General features: G+C 66.3%; 22 protein-coding genes. 13 read left to right on the top strand and 9 right to left on the bottom strand.

Features of this window, described 5'->3' with window-relative positions; genetic code table 11:
* Window positions 1-42: 42 nt before the first annotated feature.
* From VSX77_RS11520 to VSX77_RS11570, 11 genes are all read left to right on the top strand, one after another.
* Window positions 43-450 (top strand): phage tail protein, encoded by a 408-nt coding sequence (locus tag VSX77_RS11520; protein WP_338424749.1) that lies wholly within the window; start codon window positions 43-45, stop codon window positions 448-450.
* Window positions 447-761 carry a gene transfer agent family protein gene (locus VSX77_RS11525; protein ID WP_338424750.1) on the top strand — a complete coding sequence of 105 codons (315 nt, stop codon included), beginning with the start codon at window positions 447-449 and terminating at the stop codon, window positions 759-761. Before VSX77_RS11520 ends, VSX77_RS11525 begins: the two co-directional genes overlap by 4 nt.
* 173 nt (window positions 762-934) lie before the next feature.
* Entirely contained in the window at window positions 935-1,111 is a 177-nt protein-coding gene (locus tag VSX77_RS11530; RefSeq protein ID WP_338424751.1) for a phage tail assembly chaperone, read from the top strand.
* Window positions 1,104-1,667 carry a tail tape measure protein gene (locus VSX77_RS11535; RefSeq protein ID WP_338424752.1) on the top strand — a complete coding sequence of 188 codons (564 nt, stop codon included), beginning with the start codon at window positions 1,104-1,106 and terminating at the stop codon, window positions 1,665-1,667. Before VSX77_RS11530 ends, VSX77_RS11535 begins: the two co-directional genes overlap by 8 nt.
* A complete protein-coding gene (locus tag VSX77_RS11540; RefSeq protein WP_338424753.1) occupies window positions 1,667-3,991 on the top strand; it encodes a DUF2460 domain-containing protein in 2,325 nt (774 codons plus the stop codon). The genes VSX77_RS11535 and VSX77_RS11540 overlap by 1 nt, the downstream gene beginning before the upstream one ends.
* Entirely contained in the window at window positions 3,985-4,818 is an 834-nt protein-coding gene (locus tag VSX77_RS11545) for a DUF2163 domain-containing protein (RefSeq protein WP_338424754.1), read from the top strand. The genes VSX77_RS11540 and VSX77_RS11545 overlap by 7 nt, the downstream gene beginning before the upstream one ends.
* Window positions 4,811-5,245, top strand: coding sequence for an NlpC/P60 family protein (locus tag VSX77_RS11550; protein WP_338424755.1), 435 nt, complete (start codon window positions 4,811-4,813; stop codon window positions 5,243-5,245). The genes VSX77_RS11545 and VSX77_RS11550 overlap by 8 nt, the downstream gene beginning before the upstream one ends.
* 74 nt (window positions 5,246-5,319) lie before the next feature.
* Window positions 5,320-7,497 carry a phage tail protein gene (locus tag VSX77_RS11555; protein ID WP_338424756.1) on the top strand — a complete coding sequence of 726 codons (2,178 nt, stop codon included), beginning with the start codon at window positions 5,320-5,322 and terminating at the stop codon, window positions 7,495-7,497.
* A gap of 12 nt (window positions 7,498-7,509) precedes the next feature.
* Window positions 7,510-7,962: a DUF2793 domain-containing protein gene (locus VSX77_RS11560; RefSeq protein ID WP_338424757.1), complete on the top strand. Its 453-nt coding sequence runs from the start codon at window positions 7,510-7,512 to the stop codon at window positions 7,960-7,962.
* A gap of 130 nt (window positions 7,963-8,092) precedes the next feature.
* Complete coding sequence (locus tag VSX77_RS11565; RefSeq protein ID WP_338424758.1) at window positions 8,093-9,208, top strand: OmpA family protein; 1,116 nt, start codon at window positions 8,093-8,095, stop codon at window positions 9,206-9,208.
* 225 nt (window positions 9,209-9,433) lie between these two features.
* A complete protein-coding gene (locus VSX77_RS11570) occupies window positions 9,434-9,859 on the top strand; it encodes an ExbD/TolR family protein (RefSeq protein WP_338424759.1) in 426 nt (141 codons plus the stop codon).
* Window positions 9,860-9,872: 13 nt separating this feature from the next.
* On the opposite strand, the gene VSX77_RS11575 is transcribed toward VSX77_RS11570, so the two are convergent.
* Entirely contained in the window at window positions 9,873-10,409 is a 537-nt protein-coding gene (locus tag VSX77_RS11575; protein ID WP_338424760.1) for a DUF1993 domain-containing protein, read from the bottom strand.
* Between the two features lie 44 nt (window positions 10,410-10,453).
* Complete coding sequence (locus tag VSX77_RS11580) at window positions 10,454-12,247, bottom strand: ABC transporter transmembrane domain-containing protein (RefSeq protein ID WP_338424761.1); 1,794 nt, start codon at window positions 12,245-12,247, stop codon at window positions 10,454-10,456.
* A 175-nt stretch (window positions 12,248-12,422) separates the two neighbouring features.
* On the opposite strand from VSX77_RS11580, the gene VSX77_RS11585 reads away from it, so the two are divergent.
* Complete coding sequence (locus tag VSX77_RS11585; protein WP_338427264.1) at window positions 12,423-13,643, top strand: polyhydroxyalkanoate depolymerase; 1,221 nt, start codon at window positions 12,423-12,425, stop codon at window positions 13,641-13,643.
* 249 nt (window positions 13,644-13,892) lie between these two features.
* Here VSX77_RS11585 and VSX77_RS11590 read toward each other — a convergent pair whose 3' ends face one another.
* The 7 genes from VSX77_RS11590 to VSX77_RS11620 form a co-directional block, all read right to left on the bottom strand.
* Window positions 13,893-14,327, bottom strand: coding sequence for a PilZ domain-containing protein (locus tag VSX77_RS11590; RefSeq protein WP_338424762.1), 435 nt, complete (start codon window positions 14,325-14,327; stop codon window positions 13,893-13,895).
* Window positions 14,328-14,489: 162 nt separating this feature from the next.
* Entirely contained in the window at window positions 14,490-16,340 is a 1,851-nt protein-coding gene (locus VSX77_RS11595) for a gamma-glutamyltransferase family protein (protein ID WP_338424763.1), read from the bottom strand.
* Window positions 16,341-16,514: 174 nt separating this feature from the next.
* Window positions 16,515-17,030, bottom strand: a complete 516-nt coding sequence (locus VSX77_RS11600; RefSeq protein WP_338424764.1) for a hypothetical protein — start codon at window positions 17,028-17,030, stop codon at window positions 16,515-16,517.
* A 219-nt stretch (window positions 17,031-17,249) separates the two neighbouring features.
* A complete protein-coding gene (locus VSX77_RS11605) occupies window positions 17,250-18,053 on the bottom strand; it encodes a glycine zipper 2TM domain-containing protein (RefSeq protein ID WP_338424765.1) in 804 nt (267 codons plus the stop codon).
* Window positions 18,054-18,332: 279 nt separating this feature from the next.
* Window positions 18,333-18,818, bottom strand: coding sequence for a GAF domain-containing protein (locus tag VSX77_RS11610; RefSeq protein ID WP_338424766.1), 486 nt, complete (start codon window positions 18,816-18,818; stop codon window positions 18,333-18,335).
* A gap of 1 nt (window position 18,819) precedes the next feature.
* Window positions 18,820-20,979 carry a prolyl oligopeptidase family serine peptidase gene (locus VSX77_RS11615; RefSeq protein ID WP_338424767.1) on the bottom strand — a complete coding sequence of 720 codons (2,160 nt, stop codon included), beginning with the start codon at window positions 20,977-20,979 and terminating at the stop codon, window positions 18,820-18,822.
* 86 nt (window positions 20,980-21,065) lie between these two features.
* Complete coding sequence (locus VSX77_RS11620) at window positions 21,066-21,476, bottom strand: YkvA family protein (protein ID WP_338424768.1); 411 nt, start codon at window positions 21,474-21,476, stop codon at window positions 21,066-21,068.
* Window positions 21,477-21,500: 24 nt separating this feature from the next.
* Here VSX77_RS11620 and VSX77_RS11625 point away from each other — a divergent pair, with 24 nt between their 5' ends.
* Entirely contained in the window at window positions 21,501-22,493 is a 993-nt protein-coding gene (locus tag VSX77_RS11625) for a dipeptide epimerase (protein ID WP_338424769.1), read from the top strand.
* Window positions 22,494-22,537: the final 44 nt, after the last annotated feature.

The following is a 22,537-nucleotide window of genomic DNA, read 5'->3' on the forward strand; positions in this document are numbered from 1 at the left end:
CGACTCCCCATTTCGCATGATTATTTTCAAGGAGATTAGACGATGACGATCGAAAATGGGAGCGCTTTTCTGCTCAAGGTCGGCGATGGCGGCGCTCCGCCCACCTATCGAACCGTGGCGGGATTGCGGACGACGCAATTGTCGGTGAACGGCGAAGGGGTGAACGTCACAACGAAGGATTCGGGCGGGTGGCGCGAACTGTTGTCGGGCGCCGGGGTGCGATCGGTGTCGGTGAGCGCCGCGGGCATCTTTACCGGGTCGGATGCCGAGGTGCGATTGCGCGGGCACGCGCTGGCGGGAACGATCGACCATTATGAGCTGAGCTTCGAAAGCGGCGAGCGGATGCGCGGGCGGTTTCTGGTGACGCGGCTCGACTATGCCGGCGATTATAATGGCGAGCGCAATTACACGCTGAACCTGGAATCGAGCGGCGCGGTGGTGAGCCTGTGAGCGCGCGAGCGAATAGGCTGCGCGGCGAGGCGGAGCTGCGGATTGGCGAGCGGATGTTCGTGCTGCGCCCGAGTTTTGGGGCGCTGGTCGCGGCGGAGGGCGAGCTGGGGCCGCTGTTTGCATTGGTCGAGCGCGCGGCGGACGGGCGTCTGGCGCTGGGCGAACTGGCGGCGCTGTTCTGGCATTGCGTGCATGACCGGCCGGCGGCGCTGACGCGCGAGGATGTCGGCGAGGCGGTCGTGGCGCAGGGGCTGGCGGCGATGACCCCGGCGCTGCGCGTTCTGCTGGGGCAGATATTGCAGGGGCGGTGAGGGGCTATCCTCCCTGTCGCGAAGCGATGGGGAGGTGGCAGCGCGAAGCGCTGACGGAGGGGCCAAGACACGGCCGTTGTTGCCCCTCCACCACTCGCTTCGCGAGCGGTCCCCCTCCCCATCGCTGCGCGACAGGGAGGATCGGTATGACGCAATCTTGCTTAGGGGACGTCGTGACCCCGCTGCTTGGCCTGATGGCGCGCGTCGCGGGGTGGCGGCCTGACGATTTCTGGGCGGCCACGCCCGCTGATGTGTGCGCGGTGCTGGCGGGCTGGATCGAGAGCAGCGGCGATGCAGGGTTCGACCGCGTGGCGCTGAGCGTAATGATGGAGCAATTTCCCGATGGATGAGATCGACGAGATGGTCGTCGCGGTGCGCGCCGACACCGGGGCGTTCCGGCGCGATATTGCCGCACTGCGCGAGGAGATGCGCGGTCCGCTGGTGCAGGGCGCCGAGGAGGCGGGGGATGCAATCGCGCGGGCGCTGTCGCGTGCGATCACGACCGGCAAGCTCGGGTTCGAAGATCTGAAGCGGCTGGCGATGGCGGTGATGGCGGACATTGCGCGTGCGGCGGTGGCGGGCGGGTTAGGGGCGCTGGGTGGCGGCGGCAGTGGCGGGCTGCTGTCGCTTGGATCGTCGATCGCAATGGCGCTTTTCGGCGCGCCGGGTCGCGCGACGGGCGGGCCGGTGAGCGCGGGGCGCGCCTATCGCGTCGGTGAGCGCGGGCCCGAACTGTTCGTGCCGACCGCGAGCGGGCGGATCGAGGCGGCGGGCGGGGCGGCGCGAAGTATCGCAATCACGGTGAATGTGCAGGGGCAGGCGGGGAGCGATCCGCAGCGGCTGGGACAGACGGGACGGCAGCTGGCGCGCGCGGTACGCCGTGCGGTGGCGGCGGGAGAGGAGTGATGGGCTGGGCCCTGGTGGCGGCCGGTGAGCCGCATCATCGCAAGGGGTGGATCAAGCGGTTCGACCCGCGATTCTGGACGGTCGATTTTGCGCGGCCGATGATGGCAAGCGTCGTGAGCGCGGCGCCGCGAACGCTGCGCGTCGAGGCGGTCTTTTACCGCAAGCAGGACCTGGCGGGGCTGATCTGGGAGAGCGTGGATCGGTGGGATCATCCGTTGCTGGCGTATGAGACGCGGCGCGATTTCCGCCATGTGCAGCTTAAGTTCCGGTGGCGGTCGGGCGGGGTCAAACGGCTCGACGCGCTGCATGGGCCCACGCTGACGATCGAGGGGCGCGATGCGGCGGGGAACCCGCGCGCCTGGTATGTGCGGCTGTGGAATTATGCGCAAGGGTCCGCAGAGGATGCCGTCGTCCGCCTCGATTTCGACGATCTCGACGGCGGGTTCCTGCTTCCCGGCGAGGCCGATCCGGTGTGGGCGGGCGACATCGACCGGATGTTCATCTCGCTGGTACCGCCGACTTATGACGGCGGCGAGGGAGTGCTGGCGGCGCCCGCCGAGGGATGGGCCGAGATGGCCGACATCGTTTGCACGGGGTCGGGATCGGTGCTGGCGATCGGCGATGCGGTGCTGCCCGAAACGGCGCTGGGCATGACCAATGGTTATGACGATTGCTATCATCTGACGCCCGCGCGAGTGGTGCGGCAGATCGTGCAGCTCGGCTATCGCGGCGATGTCGTCCATTATGTCGGGATGAGCCATTATATGCGGCTCGAGGCGCTGGGCGGCGGTTTTTACGTCAGCCTGGCGGGCGGCGTGCTCAACCGGCCGACCGCCGCATGGCACCGCGCGCTGGCCGATGCATGCGCCGCGGCGGGGCTGGGGCTGATCTGGTCGCTGTCGTATGAAGTGTTCGACGCCTATTGCTGGAACGACTGGAAACAGAGGGGGGCCGACGGCGCGCCGGCGTTGACCGGATGGGTGCCGCCATCGACGTTGCTGGCACCCGCCAATGCGGGGGCGATGGGATATTTGCAGCTGGTCGCGCGGGCGTTTGTCGCGATCGGGCGCGAGGCCGGGCTGGCGCCGAAATTCCAGGTTGGCGAGCCGTGGTGGTGGGTCAATCCGGGCGGCAAGATCTGCGCCTATGATGCGGCGACGAGTGCAGCGCTGGGCGGGGCGAGCGTGGCGATCGCCGATGCGCGCGGGCCGCTCGATGCGGCGCAGCGGGCGATGCTCGATGCGCTGGGGGCGCTGCTCGCGACCTCGACCGCGGCGCTGGTCGCGGCGGCGCGGGACGAGGCGGGAGCGGCGGGACTGGAATCGCTGCTGCTGGTGTTCCTGCCGACGGTGCTCGATCCGACAGCGCCCGACTTGCGGCGGGCGAATGTGCCGCTGGGGTGGGCAAAGCCCGCGTTCGATGTCCTGCAGCTGGAAGATTATGACTGGGTGACCGCGGAGCGCGGCGCCGAGACGGCACCGGCGCGCGCGGCGATGGTGCAGCGGCTGGGCTATCCGGTTCACGAACACCATTATTTTTCGGGCTTTGTGTTGAATGCGGAGGATCGCGGCAAGTGGCGAGCAATTGCCGATGCCGCCGATGCCGCGCGGCAGGCGGGAGTGGCGCGAACGTTCATCTGGGCGCTGCCGCAGGTGGCGCGCGACGGCTTTGTGGCTTTTGACGGGGAGGACAGGGTGCAGGCGTTCGATGCAGTGGATTTCCCGATCGCGATCGGGCGCGAAGCGATGGCGCTGACCGAATTTTCGACGCAGATCGTCAGTTCGCCGTCGGGGCATGAGCAGCGCGCGAGCGAATGGGCCGAGGCGCGGATGCGCTACGACGCGGGGCCGGGGATCCGGTCCGAGGCCGATGTGCGCGCGCTGACGGAATTTTTCCGCGCGCGGCGCGGGGCGGCGCGCGCGTTCCGCTTTCGCGACCCGTTCGACAGTAGTTCGGCCGAGGGCGACGGGCTGCCGACGGCGATGGATCAGTGGCTGGGGACGGGCGACGGCGTGCGGCGGCAGTTTGCGCTGGTGAAGCGCTATGGCGCAGGCGACGCCGAAGCGGTGCGTCCGATCCGCCTGCCGGTGGCGGGGAGCGTGCGCGTGTCGGTGGGCGGCATCGAGACGGCGGCGTTTCTGGTGACGGGCGAGGGCGAAGTGCTGCTCGACACGGCGCCCGCGGTGGGCGCCGCGGTGCGCGCGGGGTTCCGCTTCGACGTGCCGGTGCGCTTTGCCGACGACCGGCTGGAGGTAAGCCGCGCGACCTTCCTTGCGGGCGAACTGGCGAGCGTGACGCTGGTCGAGGTGCGTGCGCCATGGTGACGCCGATCGGTCTGAGCGCCGCGCCCGGCTGGTTGCGCGCGGAACTGGTAACGCTCGCCTGGTGCTGGCGGCTGTCGCGGCGCGACGGCGTGACGATCGGACTGACCTCGCACGACTGCGATCTGATCATCGGCGGGCTGCCCTATCGTGCGGCGCCGGGGATGAAGCCGTCGGCGATCGAAACGCGCGACAGTCTGGACGCGGCGACGATGGACATCGAGGGCGCGATTGCGAGCGACGCGATTGCGGCGCGCGATCTGGACGCCGGACGATGGGACGGGGCGGAACTGGAGTTGTTCCTGACCGACTGGACCGCGCCCGATGCGGTACCGGTTACCGTTGCACGCGGATCGCTGGGGGCGATCGAGCGGCGCGGCGCCGCCTTTTCCGCCGAGCTTAAGGGCGTGACGCAGTTGCTCGATCGGCCGGTGTGCCCGGCGACGTCACCGTCGTGCCGGGCGATGCTGGGGGACCCTGCGTGCCGGGTCGATCTGGCGCCGCGCACGCATGTTCGGCGGGTCGTTTCGGTTGCAGGGCGCGTGGTGACGCTCGACGCCGCCGCGCCGCACATGGCGTTCGGCGAACTGATGTGGATGGAGGGCGCCAATTGCGGGCTCGCGAGCCCTGTGATCGCGACTGAGGGCGCCGGGCTGCATCTGGCCGAAGCACCGGCCTTTGCACCGGATGGGCCGGTGCGCGTGCGGTTGATCGAGGGATGCGACAAGCAGCTGGCGACCTGCCGCGACCGCTTTGCCAATGCCGTGAATTTCCGCGGCGAGGCGCATCTGCCGGGGAACGACCTGCTGACGCGTTACCCGGGTGGGTGAGGCGCGGGTCGATCTTTTGGGCGTGCGCGCTTTTGCGGCGGCGCGGGCGATGGTCGGGACGCGGTTCCGCTTTCAGGGGTGCGATCCGGCGACGGGGCTCGATTGCGTCGGGCTGGTCTGGGCAGCTTATGCCGCGGCGGGGCGGCGGCTGGTGCGGCCGGAGAGCTATCCGCTGCGCGGCTGGGCGGGCGAGCGCGTCGAGGCGGCGTTGAGTGGGGCGGGCCTTGTTGCCGTCGCGGATGCGCGGGTGGGCGATGTGGCCCTGTTCGCGCTCGCGGCCGGACAGCTTCATCTGGGGCTGATCGGCGAGCGGAGTTTCGTTCATGCCCATGCGGGGTTGCGGCGGGTGGTGGAGACGCCGCTTGCCGGGGCGCCGGGTGGCATGGTGCGGTGGCGACTGACGGGTTGCCCACCCCGCTGCGACTAAGCGAGCAAGCTCGCAAGTCTCGCTGCCCCTCCCGCAAGCGGGAGGGGATTATGGCTTATTTCAGGAGCGTTGGAATGGCGACTTTGGTGCTGACGGTGGCCGGTGGTCTGATCGGCGGGCCGGTGGGCGCGGCGTTGGGGGCGGCGTTGGGGCAGCAGGTCGATGCGGCGATCCTGGCGCCCAAGGGGCGCGAGGGGCCGCGGCTCGCCGATTTGAAGGTCCAGGCGTCGACCTATGGCCAGCAAATACCGCAATTGTTCGGGACGATGCGCGTCGCGGGCAGCGTCATCTGGGCGACCGACCTGATCGAGCGGCGCGAGAAGCATGGCGGCGGCAAGGGCCAGCCTTCGACGACCGAATATAGCTATTCGGTGTCGCTGGCGATCGCGCTGTCGTCGCGGCCAATCCGCGCGATCCGGCGGATCTGGGCCGACGGCAATCTGCTCCGCGGGTCGAGCGGGACGTTCAACGAGCGTTGCACCTTTCGCTGGTACGATGGCAGCGAGGACCAAGCGGTCGATCCGCTGATCGCATCGGCACTTGGGACCGCGTCGACGAGCGGTTTTCGCGGGCTGGCCTATACGGTTTTCGAGGATCTGGAGATCGGTGGCTTCGGGAACCGTATCCCGTCGTTGACCTTCGAAGTCGACGCCGATGCGGGGAACATCGACGCGGGGCTGGTGGGCGGACGATTGCTCGACGATGCGGCGCCGTGCGTGGGCGACTGGAGCTTTCTGGGCTATGCGGCGTCGGGCGACCGCGCGCGCGACGCGCTGGCGCCCTTGTTCGAGGCCGACGGCGTCCGGCTTTGCAGCGGGCCCGGCGGGTGGCGTCTTGCAACTCCGGCGCGGGCGGGCGAAGCCGTGGCGCTTGCCGATTTTCGTGAGGCGCGGCGGCGCGACGCCGGCGCCGCCGATAACGAGCGGCGGCGGGCGCCGCTGTCATCGCTGCCCGGCAGGATCAGGCTGCGCCACTATGAGCCGGACCGCGATTATCAACTGGGACAGCAAATGAGCCAGGTCGCCGGTGGCGGGGTGCGCGAGGAGCGGATCGACCTGCCCGCCGCGCTACCCGCCGCGTCGGCGCGCGCGCTGGCAGGGCGACTGGCGGGTGCGGCGGCGGACGGGCGGGAGACGGTCGTTTTGCGCGCCGACCTTGCGGCGGCGGCGTTGACCGTAGGGCAGGTGGTGACGCTGGAGGACGGCAGCGGCTGGCGTTTGAGCGAACGCGCGATCCGCGGGGACGACATCTGGCTGGAACTGAAGCGATATCAGCCGCTTCCCGCGAATGACGTGCCAGCCGATCCGGGCGTTCCGGTCGGTGCGCCCGACTGGCCCGATGCAATCGGGACCGTTCATGTTCTCGATCTTCCCAATCTGGCCAGTCCAGCCGCGTCGGCGCCGCATGTCCTGATCGCGGGCGCGGGAAGCAACGATGGCTGGCGGGGCGCCGATTGCTGGTTCGTGCCTGGACCCGGCGCCGAGCCCATCGCAATCGGAACGGCACGCCCGGCGGCGGCGCTGGGGCATTTGGCCGCACCACTGGCCGCGGGACGCGCAAGCCTATTCGATTTGGCGAATGCGGTGCTCGTCGAACTGGTCAATCCGGCGATGACGCTGGAATCGGTGAGCGATGCCGCACTGCTGGGCGGGGCGAACCGGGTGATGCTGGGCGGCGAATTGCTGCAATTCGGGCGCGCCGAGATCGTTTCGGCGGGCGTCTGGCGCCTGTCGCGCTTGTTGCGCGGGCGCGCAGGGACCGACGCGGCGACGATCCATGCCGCGGGCGAACCCTTCGTCCTGCTCGATGACCCGGCGGCGCTGATGCTGCCCGAAACGCTTGCAGGCTGGGCCGAAAACGGCGCCGCGACGCTGCAATGGGTGCCGCGCGGCGGCACGACGCTGACCGGGATCGCGGTGCCCGCGGCGGGCCGGGCGCTGCGGCCGCTGGCGCCAGTTCATGGGCGCGTCCGTCCCGACGGGGCGGGCGGGGTGATCGCAACGTGGATCAGATGCAGCCGTATCGACGCCGGTTGGCGCGACCATGTCGACGTGCCGCTCGGCGAAGGCCGCGAGGCGTGGCGTGCGGCGCTCTCGCCCGCCGTACCGGGCATCGGACCGTGGGATCTGGCGTCGCCGACGTTGGTCATCGCTGCCGGCGAACTCGCTGCCCTGCCGCCCGGTTTGGTGCTGGAAATTCGGCAGGTTGGCGATTTCTCCCTGTCGCCGCCGCTGTTCATACCCTTGACGTAAAAGGATAAAGTCATGACCGATACGATCGCCACGCCGCGCCTTGGCCTGCCGCTGCTCGCCGTCGCGCAGGCGCAAAAGGAGGTGACGCACAATGAGGCGCTGATCGTGCTCGACGCGCTGGTCCATGCCGCCGTCGAAGCAGGGCCGATCGCCGCGCCACCGATGGCGCCCGCCGAGGGCCAGTGCTGGATTGTCGGCTCGGTGGCGACCGGCGGATGGGCGGGGCAAGATGGAACGATCGCGCTATGGACGGCAGGCGGCTGGCGCTTTGTGGATCCGCGCGAAGGTATGCAGGTGATCCGGCTGGCCGATCGAGCTCGCATTCGCTATGAAGGCGGCGCATGGATCGAGCCCGATAGCATCGCCACGCCGAGTGGGGGTGCGGTGATCGACGTCGAGGCCCGCGCCGCAATCGCCGCGCTGATGCTGGCCATCGAAGCGCAGGGCCTTATGATTTCAGGCTGAATTTGCGTGGTTTGGATCAGCAAGTGCGACTTTTTGGCAACATATTCACGATTTGTTATCTTGCACGGAACCAAAGCGGCGAGTAGGACGTCTGGCGAGACGTATATCTCAAATTGAAAGGGGAATTATTATGAGGAAGCTTGCCGTCGCTGTGGCGTTGGCCTCCACCACCCTGGCGTCGCCTGCTCTGGCGCGCGACGACTCCTGGTACGTCGGTGTTGGCGCGGGTGTCATGATCATCGAGGACATCGATCTCGACATTGCCGGTACCAATAATGCCGGTAGCCTCGACCATCGTACGGGTTACGATTTCGAAGGCACCGTCGGCTATGACTTTGGCGCGTTCCGCGCGGAAGTTGAAGTCGGTTTTCGTGAAGCCGACATCAAGTCGGGCCGTTTCTCGGCTCCGGGCATTCCCTCGACCGCCGGCGGCGCCGGTTCGTTCGTCGGTTCGACCGCTCTGAACGGCGATTCGAACGCGCTGAGCTTCATGGTCAACGGTCTGCTCGACTTTGGTGACGATGACGGCTTGCAGGGCTTTATCGGCGGTGGCGCCGGTGTGGCTCGTGTGTCGGTCGAACCCGTCTTCGCTGGCCCGTTCCTCGACGATTCGGACACGGGTTTTGCATGGCAGGCGATCGCGGGCATCCGCGCTCCGCTCAGCAGCAACTGGGACGTGGGCCTGAAGTATCGCTTCTTCAACGCCAACAGTGTTGATCTCGTCGATCAGGCTGGCCGCGACGTTTCGACGCGCTTCCGGTCGCACTCGATCCTCGGCACGCTGACGTACAACTTCGGTGGCGCACCGGAGCCGGTGGCACCCCCGCCGCCCCCGCCGCCCCCGCCGCCTCCGCCGCCCCCGCCGCCTCCGCCGCCGCCGCCGGTCGTGGAATGCGCACCTGGGCCGTACATCGTGTATTTCGACTGGGATCAGTCGAACATCACGCCGGAAGCAGCGTCGACGCTCGACAATGCGATCAGCGCCTACAACCGTGGTTGCACGGGTACGCAGGTCATGCTCGCCGGTCACGCCGACCGTTCGGGTTCGGCCACGTACAACGTCGGTCTGTCGGAACGCCGCAACGCCGCAGTTCGCAGCTATCTGACCGCTCGCGGTATCTCGGATGGTTCGATCAGCGCGCAGGCGTTCGGCGAAACTCGTCCGGCAGTTGCGACCGCCGACGGTGTCCGCAACGACCAGAACCGTCGTGTGGAAATCACTTACGGTCCGAACTCGGGCATGTAAGACCGGTTTCCATCCCCGACGGGGACTGGAAGAAAAAGGAGGGCGGTACCGAAAGGTGCCGCCCTTTCTTTATGCTTGTTGCTCGGTTGCTCTTCGTTCGCGAAATTGGGCCTTGTCATTACGATACAATGTTATATCGTTACATTAGATGCCATATTGGTGGTGTCATTGGACGGGACTGCCCGATCATCGGGTGCGAGGCCCCGATCAAACGGGAGAGAGACGATGCGCCGACGCCGCAGCATTTTCCGCACCAGCCCTAACGCTAGCCCGATTATCAACACGACGCCGCTGATCGACGTGATGCTGGTGATGCTGGTGATGTTCGTCATCACCATCCCGCCGCCGACGCACAGCGTTGACGTGGACTTGCCGGGTATCGAGCCCGGACCGGCAGAAATCCGCAAGGAGAACCGCATCAGTATCGATACGGCCGACGTGATCCGCTGGAACGGCGATGCGGTCGATCTCGCGCAGCTAGGTCAACTCGTCAAGTCAGCCTCCGATCGTGCCGAGCCCGCGACGCTGCTGTTCGAACCCGACGCGCGCGCACGCTATCTGCGCGTCGATCAGGCGATTGGGTCGATCCGCCGCAACGGCGGCAAGGCGATCGCCTTTCCGGGCATCGACCGCTATCGCGACCTGATCTGACGGCGCAGCGCGCTCAGGCTGTCGGCGCAGTGCCGGGCCGGAGATAGGCCATCATATAGCCGACATAGTCGGGTTTGCCGAGCGGCACGCCCATATGCCGCAAGATGGCATAGGCGGCGACGAGGTGGAAATAGAATTGCGGCTGCGCCCAGTCGCGAACATAGGTAAGGGCGGTCATGTCGAACACCATGCCGTTGGGCAGGTCGAAGCTGACCGGCCGCCCCGGATCGCTGTCAACGACCGCGCGATCGACCGTGCCCAGCCACGCCAGCGCATCGGCGATCTTCGCCTGGAGGCCCGCAAAATCGGCGACATCTTCTGTGAAACTCGGTGCGCCGGCAACGCCGAGACGCGTCGCGGGCTGAACCGCCTGCATACAGGTAAATTGGATCTGCGCCGAAAGCGGGAACATGTCGGGCGCAAGGCGCGAAACCAGCAGTTGCTGTTCGCCGACGCCATTGTCCGCACCCCAGGCGAGCGCCTTGTCGAGCTGGGCGGAGAGGGCGTTCAATCCGTTCACATAGGCCGGCACGGTCAAGTCGTAGAGCATCGTCGATCCTTCGGGGCTGGGGGAGGCTATCATTTTACGCGCGATCACACCGTGACGTGATTGTCCTGAAACTGGAGGCGCGCGAGGCGGGCGTACAGGCCGTCGGCGGCGACGAGGTCGTCATGGCGTCCTTCTTCGACGATCCGTCCTTCATCCATCACGATGATGCGATCGGCAGCGCGGACCGTGGCGAGGCGGTGCGCGATGACGACGGTCGTGCGATCGTGCATCAACGCTTCGAGCGCGTCCTGCACGAGCTTTTCGGATTCGGCGTCGAGTGCGGACGTCGCTTCGTCAAGCAGCAGCAGCGGGGCGCGGCGCAACAGCGCGCGCGCGATCGCGACGCGCTGGCGCTGGCCACCGGAGAGCCGCGCGCCACCCTCGCCCATATAAGTGTCGAGCCCGTCGGGTAGCTTGCGCAGAAACTCCTCCGCGTTGGCGGCGCGGGCGGCGGCCCAGAGATCGTCGTCGCTCGCGGCCCAGTTGCCGTAACGCAGATTGTCGCGCGCCGAGGCTGCAAAGATCACCGTTTCCTGCGGCACCATCGCGATCCGTGCGCGAATATCGGCGGGATCGGCGTCGACGAGCGGCACGCCGTCGAGCAGAACTTGCCCTGCCTGCGGATCGTAAAAACGCTCGGCGAGCTGGAAAAGCGTCGATTTTCCTGCGCCCGAGGGGCCGACGATGGCGACGGTTTCGCGCGGGCGGATCGCGAGATTGAAATCGTGGAGCGCGGGGGCATCGGGACGCGTCGGATAGCGAAATTCGACGCCGCGGAATTCCAGTGTGCCGAGAGGCGGCTCGGGGAACGGGCTAGGGTTTACAGGCGGCGCGATGGTCGCCTCGGCATTCAGAAGCTCGCTCAGGCGCTCGGCGGCGCCCGCAGCGCGGAGCAGATCGCCATAGACTTCGGTCAGCGCGCCGAATGCGCCCGCGACGAGGCCGCCGGTGAGCACAAAGGCGGCGATCGTGCCGCCGGTGATCGTGCCCGCCGCTACGCCTTCGGCGCCATACCAGAGCAGCGTGGTGATCGCGCCGAACAGCAGGCCGATGACCGTCGCGGTTATGATCGCGCGCAGGCGGATGCGGCGCTTGGCGGTCGCGAAATTTGCCTCGACGGCGGTGGCGAAGCGCGCGGCTTCGCGTTCCTCTTGCCCGAACGCCTGAACGATCTTCATCGCGCCCATCTGTTCGGCTGTAGTCGCGCCGATGTCGGCCACGCGATCCTGGCTGGTCCGCGAGACCTTCTGGAGCCGCCGGCCGAGGAGCACGATCGGCAGGATGATGACCGGAATCCCGAGCAAAATGCCCGCGGTGAGCTTTGGCGACAGACTGAACAGGTAGAGGATGCCGCCGATCCCCATCACCATATTGCGCAGCGCGACCGACACGGTGGTGCCGACGACCTGTTCGATGATCGCGGTGTCCGCGGTCATGCGCGAGGCGATTTCGGACGGGCGGTTTTCCTCGAAAAATCCCGGGGCGAGGCGCAGCAGGTTCTGCTGCACCGCCGCGCGGATGTCGGCGACGGTGCGCTCGCCCAGCCAGCTGACGAAATAGAAGCGCAGCGCCGTCGCAAAGGCCAGCGCCACGACGATGGCATAGAACAGCCGGAAATGCGGCGCGACGTCGCCGCCGCCGGCGATGAAGCCGCTGTCGATCATCTCCTTGAATTGCCAGGGGATCGCAAGCGTCGCGAGCGCGGCAACTCCCAGCGCGAACGCAGCGATCACGAGTTGCAACGGGTAGCGGCTGGCATAATGCCACACCATGCGCAGACTGCCGAGCTTGCGGCTGGGTTCGGCTTTCGCGGTGGAACGATCGGATTGGCTGGCCATCCTCCCGCCCCTAGCAGTCGTGCGAAGCGCGCTCAACGCTGCAGAATGCCGCCTTGGCTTCAAAAGCTGTGAAGCACCTCGAAATGATGCATTGCACAATGGACCTGATGGCCTAGACTGTTCGCCCAGGAGGTGCCGCGAGAGCGCCCCAACGGACGCAAGGACATTTCGATTGATGCTGTATCACGCTTTTGACATGCAGAAGAACTGGCTGGCGGGCGCCAGCGCGCTGGCGACCGCGGGCGCGCAGGTGATGCAGCATCCGGCCAATCCGCTAGGCTATTTCAGCGGCAGCCCGATGTTTGCCTCGGCGCTGGAGGTTTTCGCCCATGCGGCAGCGCCGCGCGGCAAGCCGGGGTTCGAACTATACGAAACGATCGTCGACGGAGAGACGGTGCGCGTGACCGAGGCGGTCGAAGCGCGGCGACCCTTTGGCCAGCTGAAGCATTTCAAGCACAAGGGCACGAAAGACGCGCCCAAGCTGTTGATCGTCGCGCCGATGTCAGGACACTATGCGACGCTGCTGCGCGGCACGGTCGAGCGGATGTTGCCGGGTCACGACGTCTGGATCACCGACTGGCGCGATGCGCGCAATGTGCCATTGGAAGCGGGCAAGTTCGACCTCGACGATTATATCGATTATCTGATCGGATGGCTCGAGCATATTGGTCCGGGCGCGCACATGCTGGCGGTGTGTCAGCCGTCGGTGCCGAGCCTGGCCGCCGCGGCGATCATGGCGGCGAACAAGCACACGTGCCGCCCCAGAACGCTGACGATGATGGGCGGGCCGATCGACACGCGCAAGGCGCCGACGGCGGTCAACGAACATGCGACGACGCGCCCCTATGCCTGGTTCCAGGAAAATGTCATCGCGACCGTGCCCGCCTATTATCCGGGCGCCGGACGCCGCGTTTATCCGGGCTTTCTCCAGCTCGCCGGTTTCATGTCGATGAACCTCGGCAATCACATGATGAGCCATTGGGAGATGTTCAAACATCTGGTCGACGGCGACGGCGAGAGCGCGGACAAGACGAAGGAATTCTACGACGAATATCGCGCGGTGTGCGACATGACCGCCGAATTTTACTTGCAGACCGTCGATGCCGTGTTCCAGCGCCACCTGCTGCCGAAGGGCGAGTTCGAGCATCGGGGAGAAACGGTCGACATTGGGGCGATCGAAGATATTGCAATCCTGGCGATCGAAGGCGAGCGCGACGATATTTCGGGGATCGGTCAGACAAAGGCCGCCCTGACGCTGGCAAAAGCACTGCCCGCGGAGCGGAAGAAATATCTGATGGCCAAAGGCGTCGGCCATTATGGTATTTTCAATGGCCGCAAATGGCGCGACGAGATCGCGCCAGTCGTCGAGGCGTGGATTCGCGCGCACGGGGGTTAATGGGTTGACCGGGCGTTATTCGGACGCTCGGAGCGGCGTATGTTGGAGCAGCGAGCGATAAATCTGCACCATCGCCAAATCCGTTTGTGCTGAGCTTGTCGAAGCACCGTCCTTCTTCTTGCGCCGCCCAAAGAAAGAACGGCCTTTCGACAAGCTCAGGGCAAACGGTTCATATTTGTGGCTCGTCGCTCTAATCGGCGCTGCTAATTCGGCACAAACGCCAGAATGGTCCGATTAATCACGCGATGCCTAGCGTTTTCGGCCGAGATGCCCCGGCAGGTTCGTGGCACGCGTCAGGCCTGGCCGCCAGGTGTCGACTTTCGGCGGCGGAATAATCTGGAAATCCAGGCGGCTGTCGGCGGCGATAATCTGATCGTCGTGTGCCGCGCGCAGGCGAACGGTTTCAATCTCGCGATCGGTCTGGATGCCGAAGCGCGTTCCCGCAACCCAACGCACCGTTCCCAGCATCGGTTCGTGCCCGGGCATGAACACCGTCATCCGCTCGCCAATTTGCAGCATATGGGGCCCTTGCCCGCCGATCCCGGTGAGCGAGACGTTGCGCAGCGTGACGTCGAAGCGCCCGAGCCGCTGACAGCCGAGCGCCGCCTTGACCAGCCGCGACTGACGCGGTTGGCGCTTCTCCTCCGGCGTCGGGGAGGCAGGGGTGGCCTCGGAATCAGGCATGCGCGACTCAGTATTTGCCGCCGGCCTCTTGGCGCGCGGACGGTCTATCTTCTTGGTCGCGGGTCAATATAAACGGAGAAGGTAAATTTTAATATATCTTCTTGAATAATTCGCGCGATTTATTTGGCTTGGCCCTCCGGTGATATGGGTGGCCCTGTCGGTTCAATAGGCAAGCGCGCAGCCGTCGGCGCGCATCTCGCTTGCTGCGGCATAGACACGCGTATCGCCATCCAGGCGGTGTTCCACGCATTGATAGCGTCCGAAGCCGCCATCGGGTTCGCCCAGCGTCCAACCGATTTCGGCGAGCTGCCGCCGGCTTGCCTCGGGCACGCCGCTTTCGAGCCGTAAGAGACCGTTGGCGCCAAGGCCCGCCGCATCCTCGCCCATCGTTTCGGACGATCCCTCGTGATGCCAGCGCGGCGAATCCCCGGCCGACTGGATTTCGAGCCCATAATCGACACGATTGATGACGATCTGTGCCTGGCCCTGCGGCTGCATGTCGCCGCCCATGACGCCAAAGCTCATCCACGGCACATTGCCGCGCGCCGCAAAGCCCGGGATGATCGTCTGGAACGGCCGCTTGCCGGGCGCATAGATGTTCGGATGCCCGTCCTGCAGACTGAACAATTGCCCGCGATCCTGGAACATGAAGCCAAGCCCGTCGGCGACCAGCCCTGACCCCATGCCGCGGAAGTTCGACTGGATCATCGACACCATCATTCCGTCCTGGTCGGCGCAGCTGAAATAGGTGGTGTCGCCGCGGCTCGGCGCCTGCCCCGGATAGACGGGAGACAGTAGGCGGTCGGGGCGGATCAGCTTTGCGCGCGTCGCAGCATAATCCTTTGAAATCAGCCACTCGACCGGCACCTTGGCAAAGTGCGGATCGGCATAATAGCGCGCGCGATCCTCATAAGCGAGGCGCTTCGCCTCCGCCTGCAGATGGATCGACAGTGCCGACTGGAAGCCCGCGTCTTTCAGGTCGAAATGTTCGAGAATGTTGAGCATCTGCAAGGTCGCGATGCCCTGCGTATTGGCACCCAGCGCATAGACGTCGGTGCCGCGGTAGGCGGTCTTGTGTGGTTCGACCCATTCGGACCGGTGCGCGGCAAGGTCCTCGTAGCGGAGCCAGCCGCCGATCCGTTTGAAATAGGCGTCGATCGTCTGCGCGATTTCGCCTTCGTAAAAGGCGTCGCGCCCGCCGTCGGCAATCAGGCGGAAAGTACGTGCGAGGTCGGGGTTGCGAAAGACCTGTCCCGCCGTGGGCCCTTTGCCGTCGTTGACGCCCCAGGTTCGCATCGCATTGTCGATTTCTTCGATCCCGCGGCCGGGCTGCCGGAAACCGGCGAGGCTGCGGCGAATGTAATAGGCGATCATGTCGGGGACGGGCGCTCCGGCCTCGGCATGGGCGATGACGGGTTCGAACAGCTCCTTCCACGGCAGCTTGCCGTAGCGTTGGTGCATCGTCCACCAGCCGTCGACTGCACCCGGCACCGACACGCTGATCGCGCCATAGGCGGGCAATGTGCCGCCCCTGGCGCGGCTGCGCACCGTCGCGAGATCGAGCCCGCGCGGGCTTTTGCCCGACCCGGCCAGTCCCGCGAGCTTTTTCGTTTTGGGATCCCAGATCATCGCATAGACGTCGCCGCCGATGCCGTTCGCGGTGGGCTCGAGCAGGCCCAGACACGCATTGATCGCGATCGCCGCATCGACCGCCGATCCGCCGCGCTTCAATATGTCGATTCCGGCCTGCGTAGCGAGGGGGTGCGCGGTGCCCGCCGCGCCGCTGAGCCCATAAACGGCGGTGCGCGATGCGAAGCTCGCACCGACCGGGCGGTCGCCGCCCTGCACGTCGGGCCGCACGAAGCGGTCGGCACCGGTTTCCCACACGGGGGGTATCGAAGCCTTCGTCGTTGGCGCGGCAGGCGCTGCAGCGGGCTTCGTGCCTTCCGCGCGGCTTGCGGCGGGTAACAGCGCGGCGGCGGGGACGGCGGCAAGAAGGGTGCGGCGGTGCATAGGCTGAGATCCCCGTGAGAAAGGGGCCACTTTTGCGGGATGCGCGCGCGTTGGCAAGGTGGGATTCAAATCCTTGGGCACCGCGTGAGCGCCCTGTCACGACAAAAGAGCCCGCCGCGTGCCGTGGCACGGGCGGGCTCCTTGTCAGCGGTTCAGGGTCAGCGGTTCAGCACGTCAGCCCAAGCCCGAGAATTTGATATTCTGCACCCGGCCGTAGCGGATGTCGCAGGTGAACTTGCCGCGGTCGTAAGACCCACCGCGACCCCAGCGGCCGCCATAGCCGTCGCGGACGACGACGCGGCCCTTGACTTTATAACCGTCGCGCTTGCGATCGATGTCCGTCACCTCGGTAACGTCGGTGCGGCCATAACGGCGGCTTCCGCGTTCGACGGCGTTAACGCACTGGCTCACTGCGCTGCGGCTGTTGCCGTAGCGGTTGTAGTCATAGCCATATCCGTAGCGCGGATCGTCATAACGGCCGCGATAGCGATCGTCGTACCGGTCATTGCCCGACGACAGGATCGCCGCGAGGCCGCCGAGCACGACGGCACCGGCGATGATCTCACCCGCGCTGATCCCGTCATTGTCGTCGTAACGGTCGCGCGCCATCGCGGGGGTCGCGCTCATCACCATCGCGCCGGCGGTGGCCGCACCAATTGCGGCCTTGGTCAGATTGGCCTTGATAGCCATGGTCGGTCTCCTCAAACTAGCGCAGGCGGCGTCTTGCGGCCTGTTGAGGAGGGTTTAGCGATTCGGCTGTGACGCGGTGCTGAACCCGGCGCTTATCTGGCGTTCATTCTTGGTTTGGCTGGCGTTCATCTTGAGGGGGGAGCGCCGGACGGCAAAAGGCCCGCCATCGGCAGATGACGGGCCCTGAACCAGCATAGGTGACCAGACTTGGCGGGTAGTTCAGCAGACGCAGCGCGGCGCCGGCTTGGGTTTCGGCTTCCACTTTTTCTTGGGCGCATGGCGTTTGCGCACGGGCAGATTTTCATAATAGGTGTGCGTCGTCGTTTCGACCGTTTCGGTTACCACCGGCGCGCCTTGAATGATCGTCGTAACGACGACACCGGGCGTGTACCAGCCGTAACCATAGCCATAGCCGTGATGATAAGTCGTGGCGTAACCGCCCTGATGATAGCCGTCATGAGCGGCGCCGCGGCTCGCCCACCATTGTTCGCACTTCTTCTTGTCCTCGGCGCTGCCGATCGCGCTGCCCGCGAGTGCGCCGAGTCCGCCGCCGATCACCGTGCCTTCGGTCCGGTTGCCGCTTCCGGCGATGCGGTTGCCGGCGATGCCCCCCACGACAGCACCGGCAACCGCGCCGCCCACTGTGCCCCCCCGGCCACAGCGGCGTTCCATTTCGGATTCATAGCGCGCGTCATATCCGCCCTGATGCCACGAATAATTATAGGGCGGCGGCGGATAGGGTGCGCCATGGCCCTCGACCGTGCCTTCATAGCGGCCCTCGTACCGGCGGCCGTCGGGCGTCTCATAGGTGCCGTCCCAGGTGCCGGTCCAGCGCCCCTCGGCATCGTAACCGCTGACGCGGCGATATTCGGATTCGCTGGGAACGCGGTCGGGATAGCCGGTGTAGACGCGGACGTCGGGATCGGCGGGCACGCCATAATCGAGCGTCGGCTGCTCGGCGCCGGCGCGCCCCGCCAGCAGCAACGATCCCGCGGCCAGACCCAATAACAACACCGTGCGCATGCCAAACTCCCTGTTCCCCGGCGCGAACCGATTGGTTAACAATTTGTTAGCAAAAATGGCGCGGATTCGCGAATCGGTTAACTATAAGTGTAGCGTCCCGATTTGGGGCAGATACGGAGGAGGGCGATCGGCGGGGATTGCGAACCGCCGCCCCTTAAACCCCGTTCGTGTCGAGCGAGGTAGAGACACGCATAGGCGCGCCTTTACGGTGTCTCGACTTCGCTCGACACGAACGGAACAAGAAGGGCGGCCGCTGACCACCCCAAAGCCGTCAATGCCTCACGCCAGCGCGGCCGCAATCCGCGCGACCAGCGCCTCGGCGCCCGCCTGATCGGCGGCGGTGAAACGCGCGGGCCGGGGGCTGTCGAGGTCGAGTACGGCGATCAGCCGGCCGTTCGCGATCACCGGCACGACTAGTTCGCTGCGGCTGTCGGCATCGCACGCGATATGGCCGGGAAAGGCGTGGACGTCGTCGATGCGCTGCGTTGCGCGCAGCCGCGCCGCGGCGCCGCACACGCCCTTGTCCAGCGGAATGCGGATGCACGCCGCCTTGCCCTGAAACGGGCCGAGCACCAGTTCCTGTCCGTCGAAGCGATAGAAACCCGCCCAGTTAAGGTCGGGGATCGCTTGCCAGATGAGCGCCGCGACATTCGCCATGTTTGCGATTCCGTCGGGCTCACCCGCCACGATCGCCGCCGCGGCGTCACCCGCTTCGGCCCACAGCTCGGCAGGTTCGGTCGCGGCAAAGGAGAGGGCATAGCTCATCCTATTCGACGTCCAGCCCGGTCCATTTGGCAGCGAAGGCATATTTGTCGGCCGCCTCGGCGATGATCTTGTCGGTGGGCTTGCCGCTGCCGTGCCCTGCGCGCGTTTCGATGCGGATGAGGTGCGGCTTGCTACCTGCCTTCGCGTGCTGAAGCGCCGCGGTATATTTGAAGCTGTGCCCTGGCACGACGCGGTCGTCGGTGTCGGCGGTCGTCACCAGTACCGCCGGATACGACATGTCGCCACGGATATTGTGATAGGGCGAATAGGCGAGCAGGTTGCGGAAATCGGCCTCCTTCGACGGATAGCCATAATCGTCGACCCAATAGCGTCCGGCGGTGAAGCGGTCGAAACGCAGCATGTCCATCACGCCGACCGCGGGCAGCGCCGCGGCGAACAGGTCGGGGCGCTGGTTGGTCACCGCGCCGACGAGCAGCCCGCCGTTCGATCCGCCCTCGATCGCGAGTTGGCCCTTGCCGGCGATCCCTTCGGCGATCAGATATTCGCCCGCGGCGATGAAATCGTCGAAGACATTCTGCTTCTTGTCGAGGCGGCCGGCGTCGTGCCACGCCTTGCCATATTCGCCGCCGCCACGCAGATTGGCGATCGCCAGCACGCCGCCCTTGTCGACCCACGCGAGCCGCGTCGGCGAAAAGGCAGGGGTCATCGAGACGTTGAACCCGCCATAGCCATAGAGCAGCGTCGGCGAACCCTTGCTGCGGTCGAGGCCCTTTTTCATCACGACGAACATCGGCACTTCGGTGCCGTCCTTCGATTTATAGAAACGCTGTTCGACGCTGAAGTCGGCGGGGTTAAAGGTCAGCCTGGGTTCGGCAAAAATCTCGCTTTTCCCGGTCTGCGTGTCGAAGCGATAGATGGTCGTCGGCCGCGCATAGCTGGAAAAGGCATAGAAGGTTTCGGGGTCGCTGGATTTCCCGCCGAAGCCCGACGCCGCGCCGATATCGGCGAGGTTGATGTTGGCGATCGGCTTGCCGTCGAGCGCGACCATCCGCGCCTCCGACTTCGCATCGCCAAGATAGGACAGGATGATGCGGTCGCCGACGCGCGAGGCACCGACCAGCGTGGCCGGATTTTCGCCGACAAGTTCGGTGAGCTTTTCGGGCTTCGCAATGTCGAACGAAACCAGACGCGCGCGCGGCGCGCCTTTGTTGGTCAGGAAGGTGAAGCGCGTGCCCGCGTTGGTCACATATTCCCAGTTGTTCGCATAATCATCGACAAGGACGATCGGTTTCGCGCCCGGCTTGCCGAGCGGGTGCAGCGTCAGGCCAAAGCGTTCGTCGGTTCCCTCGGACGAGACGACGAGCAGATATTGGCCGTCGTCGGTGACGACCGCGCTGTTGTTGAGCTTGGGCTTGTCGGGGGTCGCGTGGATCAGCACATCCTCGCTCTGCGGCGTGCCGAGCCGGTGGAAGTAGACCGCGTGATTTTCATTGAGCGACTGAAAGGCCTCGCCCTCCTCGGGTTCGGGAAAGCGCGAATAGAAAAAGCCGCTGCCGTCCTTGGCCCAGGCAAGCGACGAAAATTTCACCCAGCGCACCTCGTCGGGCAGATCCTGCCCCGTCGCGACGTCCTTGACGCGCACGATGCGCCAGTCGGTGCCGCCGTCCTGCACCGAATAGAGGAGGTGCTTGCCATCGTCCGACGGTTCCCATTCGGCGAGCGCGGTCGCGCCGTCCTTGGCCCACAGGTTCGGGTCGATCAGCACGCGGCCCTCGCCCTTCAACCCTTCGCGGACATAGAGCACCGACTGCGGCTGAAGCCCGTCGTTGCGGCTGTAGAAATAGCGCGTCCCGGCCTTCGTCGGCAGGCCGAAGCGTTCATAATTGTAAAGCTCGGTCATCCGCGCCTTGAACGCTTCGCGGCCGGGCAGGGTGTCGAGATAGGCGTCGGTCACCCTGTTCTGCGCGGCAACCCAGGCGGCGACCTTTGGATTGACGCGGACGTCATCCTCCAGCCAGCGATAGGGATCGGCGACATCGACGCCGAACTGCGGATCGACCGTGTCGCCGCGCGCCGTGTCGGGATAGGCGAGCGCGGGAGCGGGCGCGGATGCGGCCGCAGCCTCGGCTGCCTGTGCCGCGGCAGGCGTCATGGCAAGAGCGACCAGCGCGAGCGGGGCGGACAGGCGTTTGGCAGGCATGGCAAGGCGATCCTCATGTGTCTGAAGTAATTATCGTGCGTCGATATGTAAGGATGGAAAAGGGTGGGGCAAGCGGATTTGATGCGCTAATGGACAGGCGACGTCCGCACCGACCAATAGACGATGGTGAGCAGCGCGGCCCACAGCAGCAGGATGAAGATCATGCCCGCGCGGCTCGACGGCCGCTCGCTCGCCGCTTCGGCCGCCGCGTGGAGTTCGGCCCACAACGGCGCGGCGATCAGCCGCCGCACCGCGAGCAGGCCCAGCGGCACAATGATCAGATCGTCGAGCCAGCCGAGAACCGGGATGAAATCGGGAATCAGGTCGATCGGCGAGAGCGCATAGGCGGCGACCGCGACCGCCAGCAGGCGCGCGAACCACGGCACGCGCGGATCGCGCGCGGCGAGCCAGGCGGCGTGCGCCTCGACCGCGAGGCGGCGGCCGAGGTCGCCGATGCGTTCGGAAAGGGATTTGCCCGAAAGACGTTTGCCGCTCATTGCTTCCTTCATTAACGTCCTGCCATGGCTATCCAACTGAAAAGCGCGCGCGTCGAACGCTGGCCCGTCGCGGGCTCGTTCGTCATCAGCCGCGGGGCGACCGATCATGTCGATGTCGTCGTCGCCGAGATCGAAGATGACGGCGCGATCGGGCGCGGCGAGGGGACGCCAGTCTATTATCTCGGCGAGGATGCCGCATCATGCCGCGACCAGATATTGCTCGCCGCGGGCCATGTCGCCGACATGGCCGCGGCCGAGGCGCGCGCCGCGGTGCAGGAAATCATGGCGCCGGGCGCGGCGCGCAACGCACTCGATTGCGCGCTCTGGGATCTGGAGGCGCGGCAGCGCGGCCTGAGGCTGTGGCAGCTTGCGAGCTGCGACGGCGCGCCGACCGCGCGGACGACCGCCTTCACCATCTCGCTCGGCAGTCCGGGCGCGATGGCCGAACAGGCGGCGACGGCGGAGGCCGACGGCTATCACCTGCTCAAGATCAAGCTGACGGGCGAGGACGACCGGCTGCGCGTCGCCGGGGTGCGCAAGGGCGCGCCGAATGCGCGGCTGATCGTCGATGCCAACGAAAGCTGGGGGCAGGTCGATCTGTTGGAAGAGGCCGAGGCGCTCGCCGACATGGGGGTCGAAATGATCGAACAGCCGGTGCCGGTCGGTGCCGACGCGCTGCTAGATCCCGTCTATGCGTCGATCCCGTTCGTTGCCGATGAAAGCTGTCAGACCGCGGCCGACATTGCGCGGATCGGTGCCTTTTACGACGGCGTGAATATCAAGCTCGACAAGGCGGGCGGGCTGACCGAGGCGCTGCGCATCGCCGACGCCGCCGACGCTGCTGGGATGGCGATCATGGTCGGGTGCATGTTGTCGACCAGCCTGGCGATCGCGCCGGCGTTTGTGCTGGCACAGCGCGCGCGCTGGGTCGACCTCGACGGTCCTGCGCTACTGGAGCGTGACCGCGAGGGCGGGTTCGAATATCGCGAGGGGCGGATCGGGCCGCCGGTGGGCTGATAATCCTCCCTGTCGCGAAGCGATGGGGAGGGGGACCGCCGCCG

The organism is Sphingopyxis sp. TUF1 (assembly GCF_036687315.1).
GTDB classification, from domain to species: Bacteria; Pseudomonadota; Alphaproteobacteria; order Sphingomonadales; family Sphingomonadaceae; genus Sphingopyxis; species Sphingopyxis kveilinensis.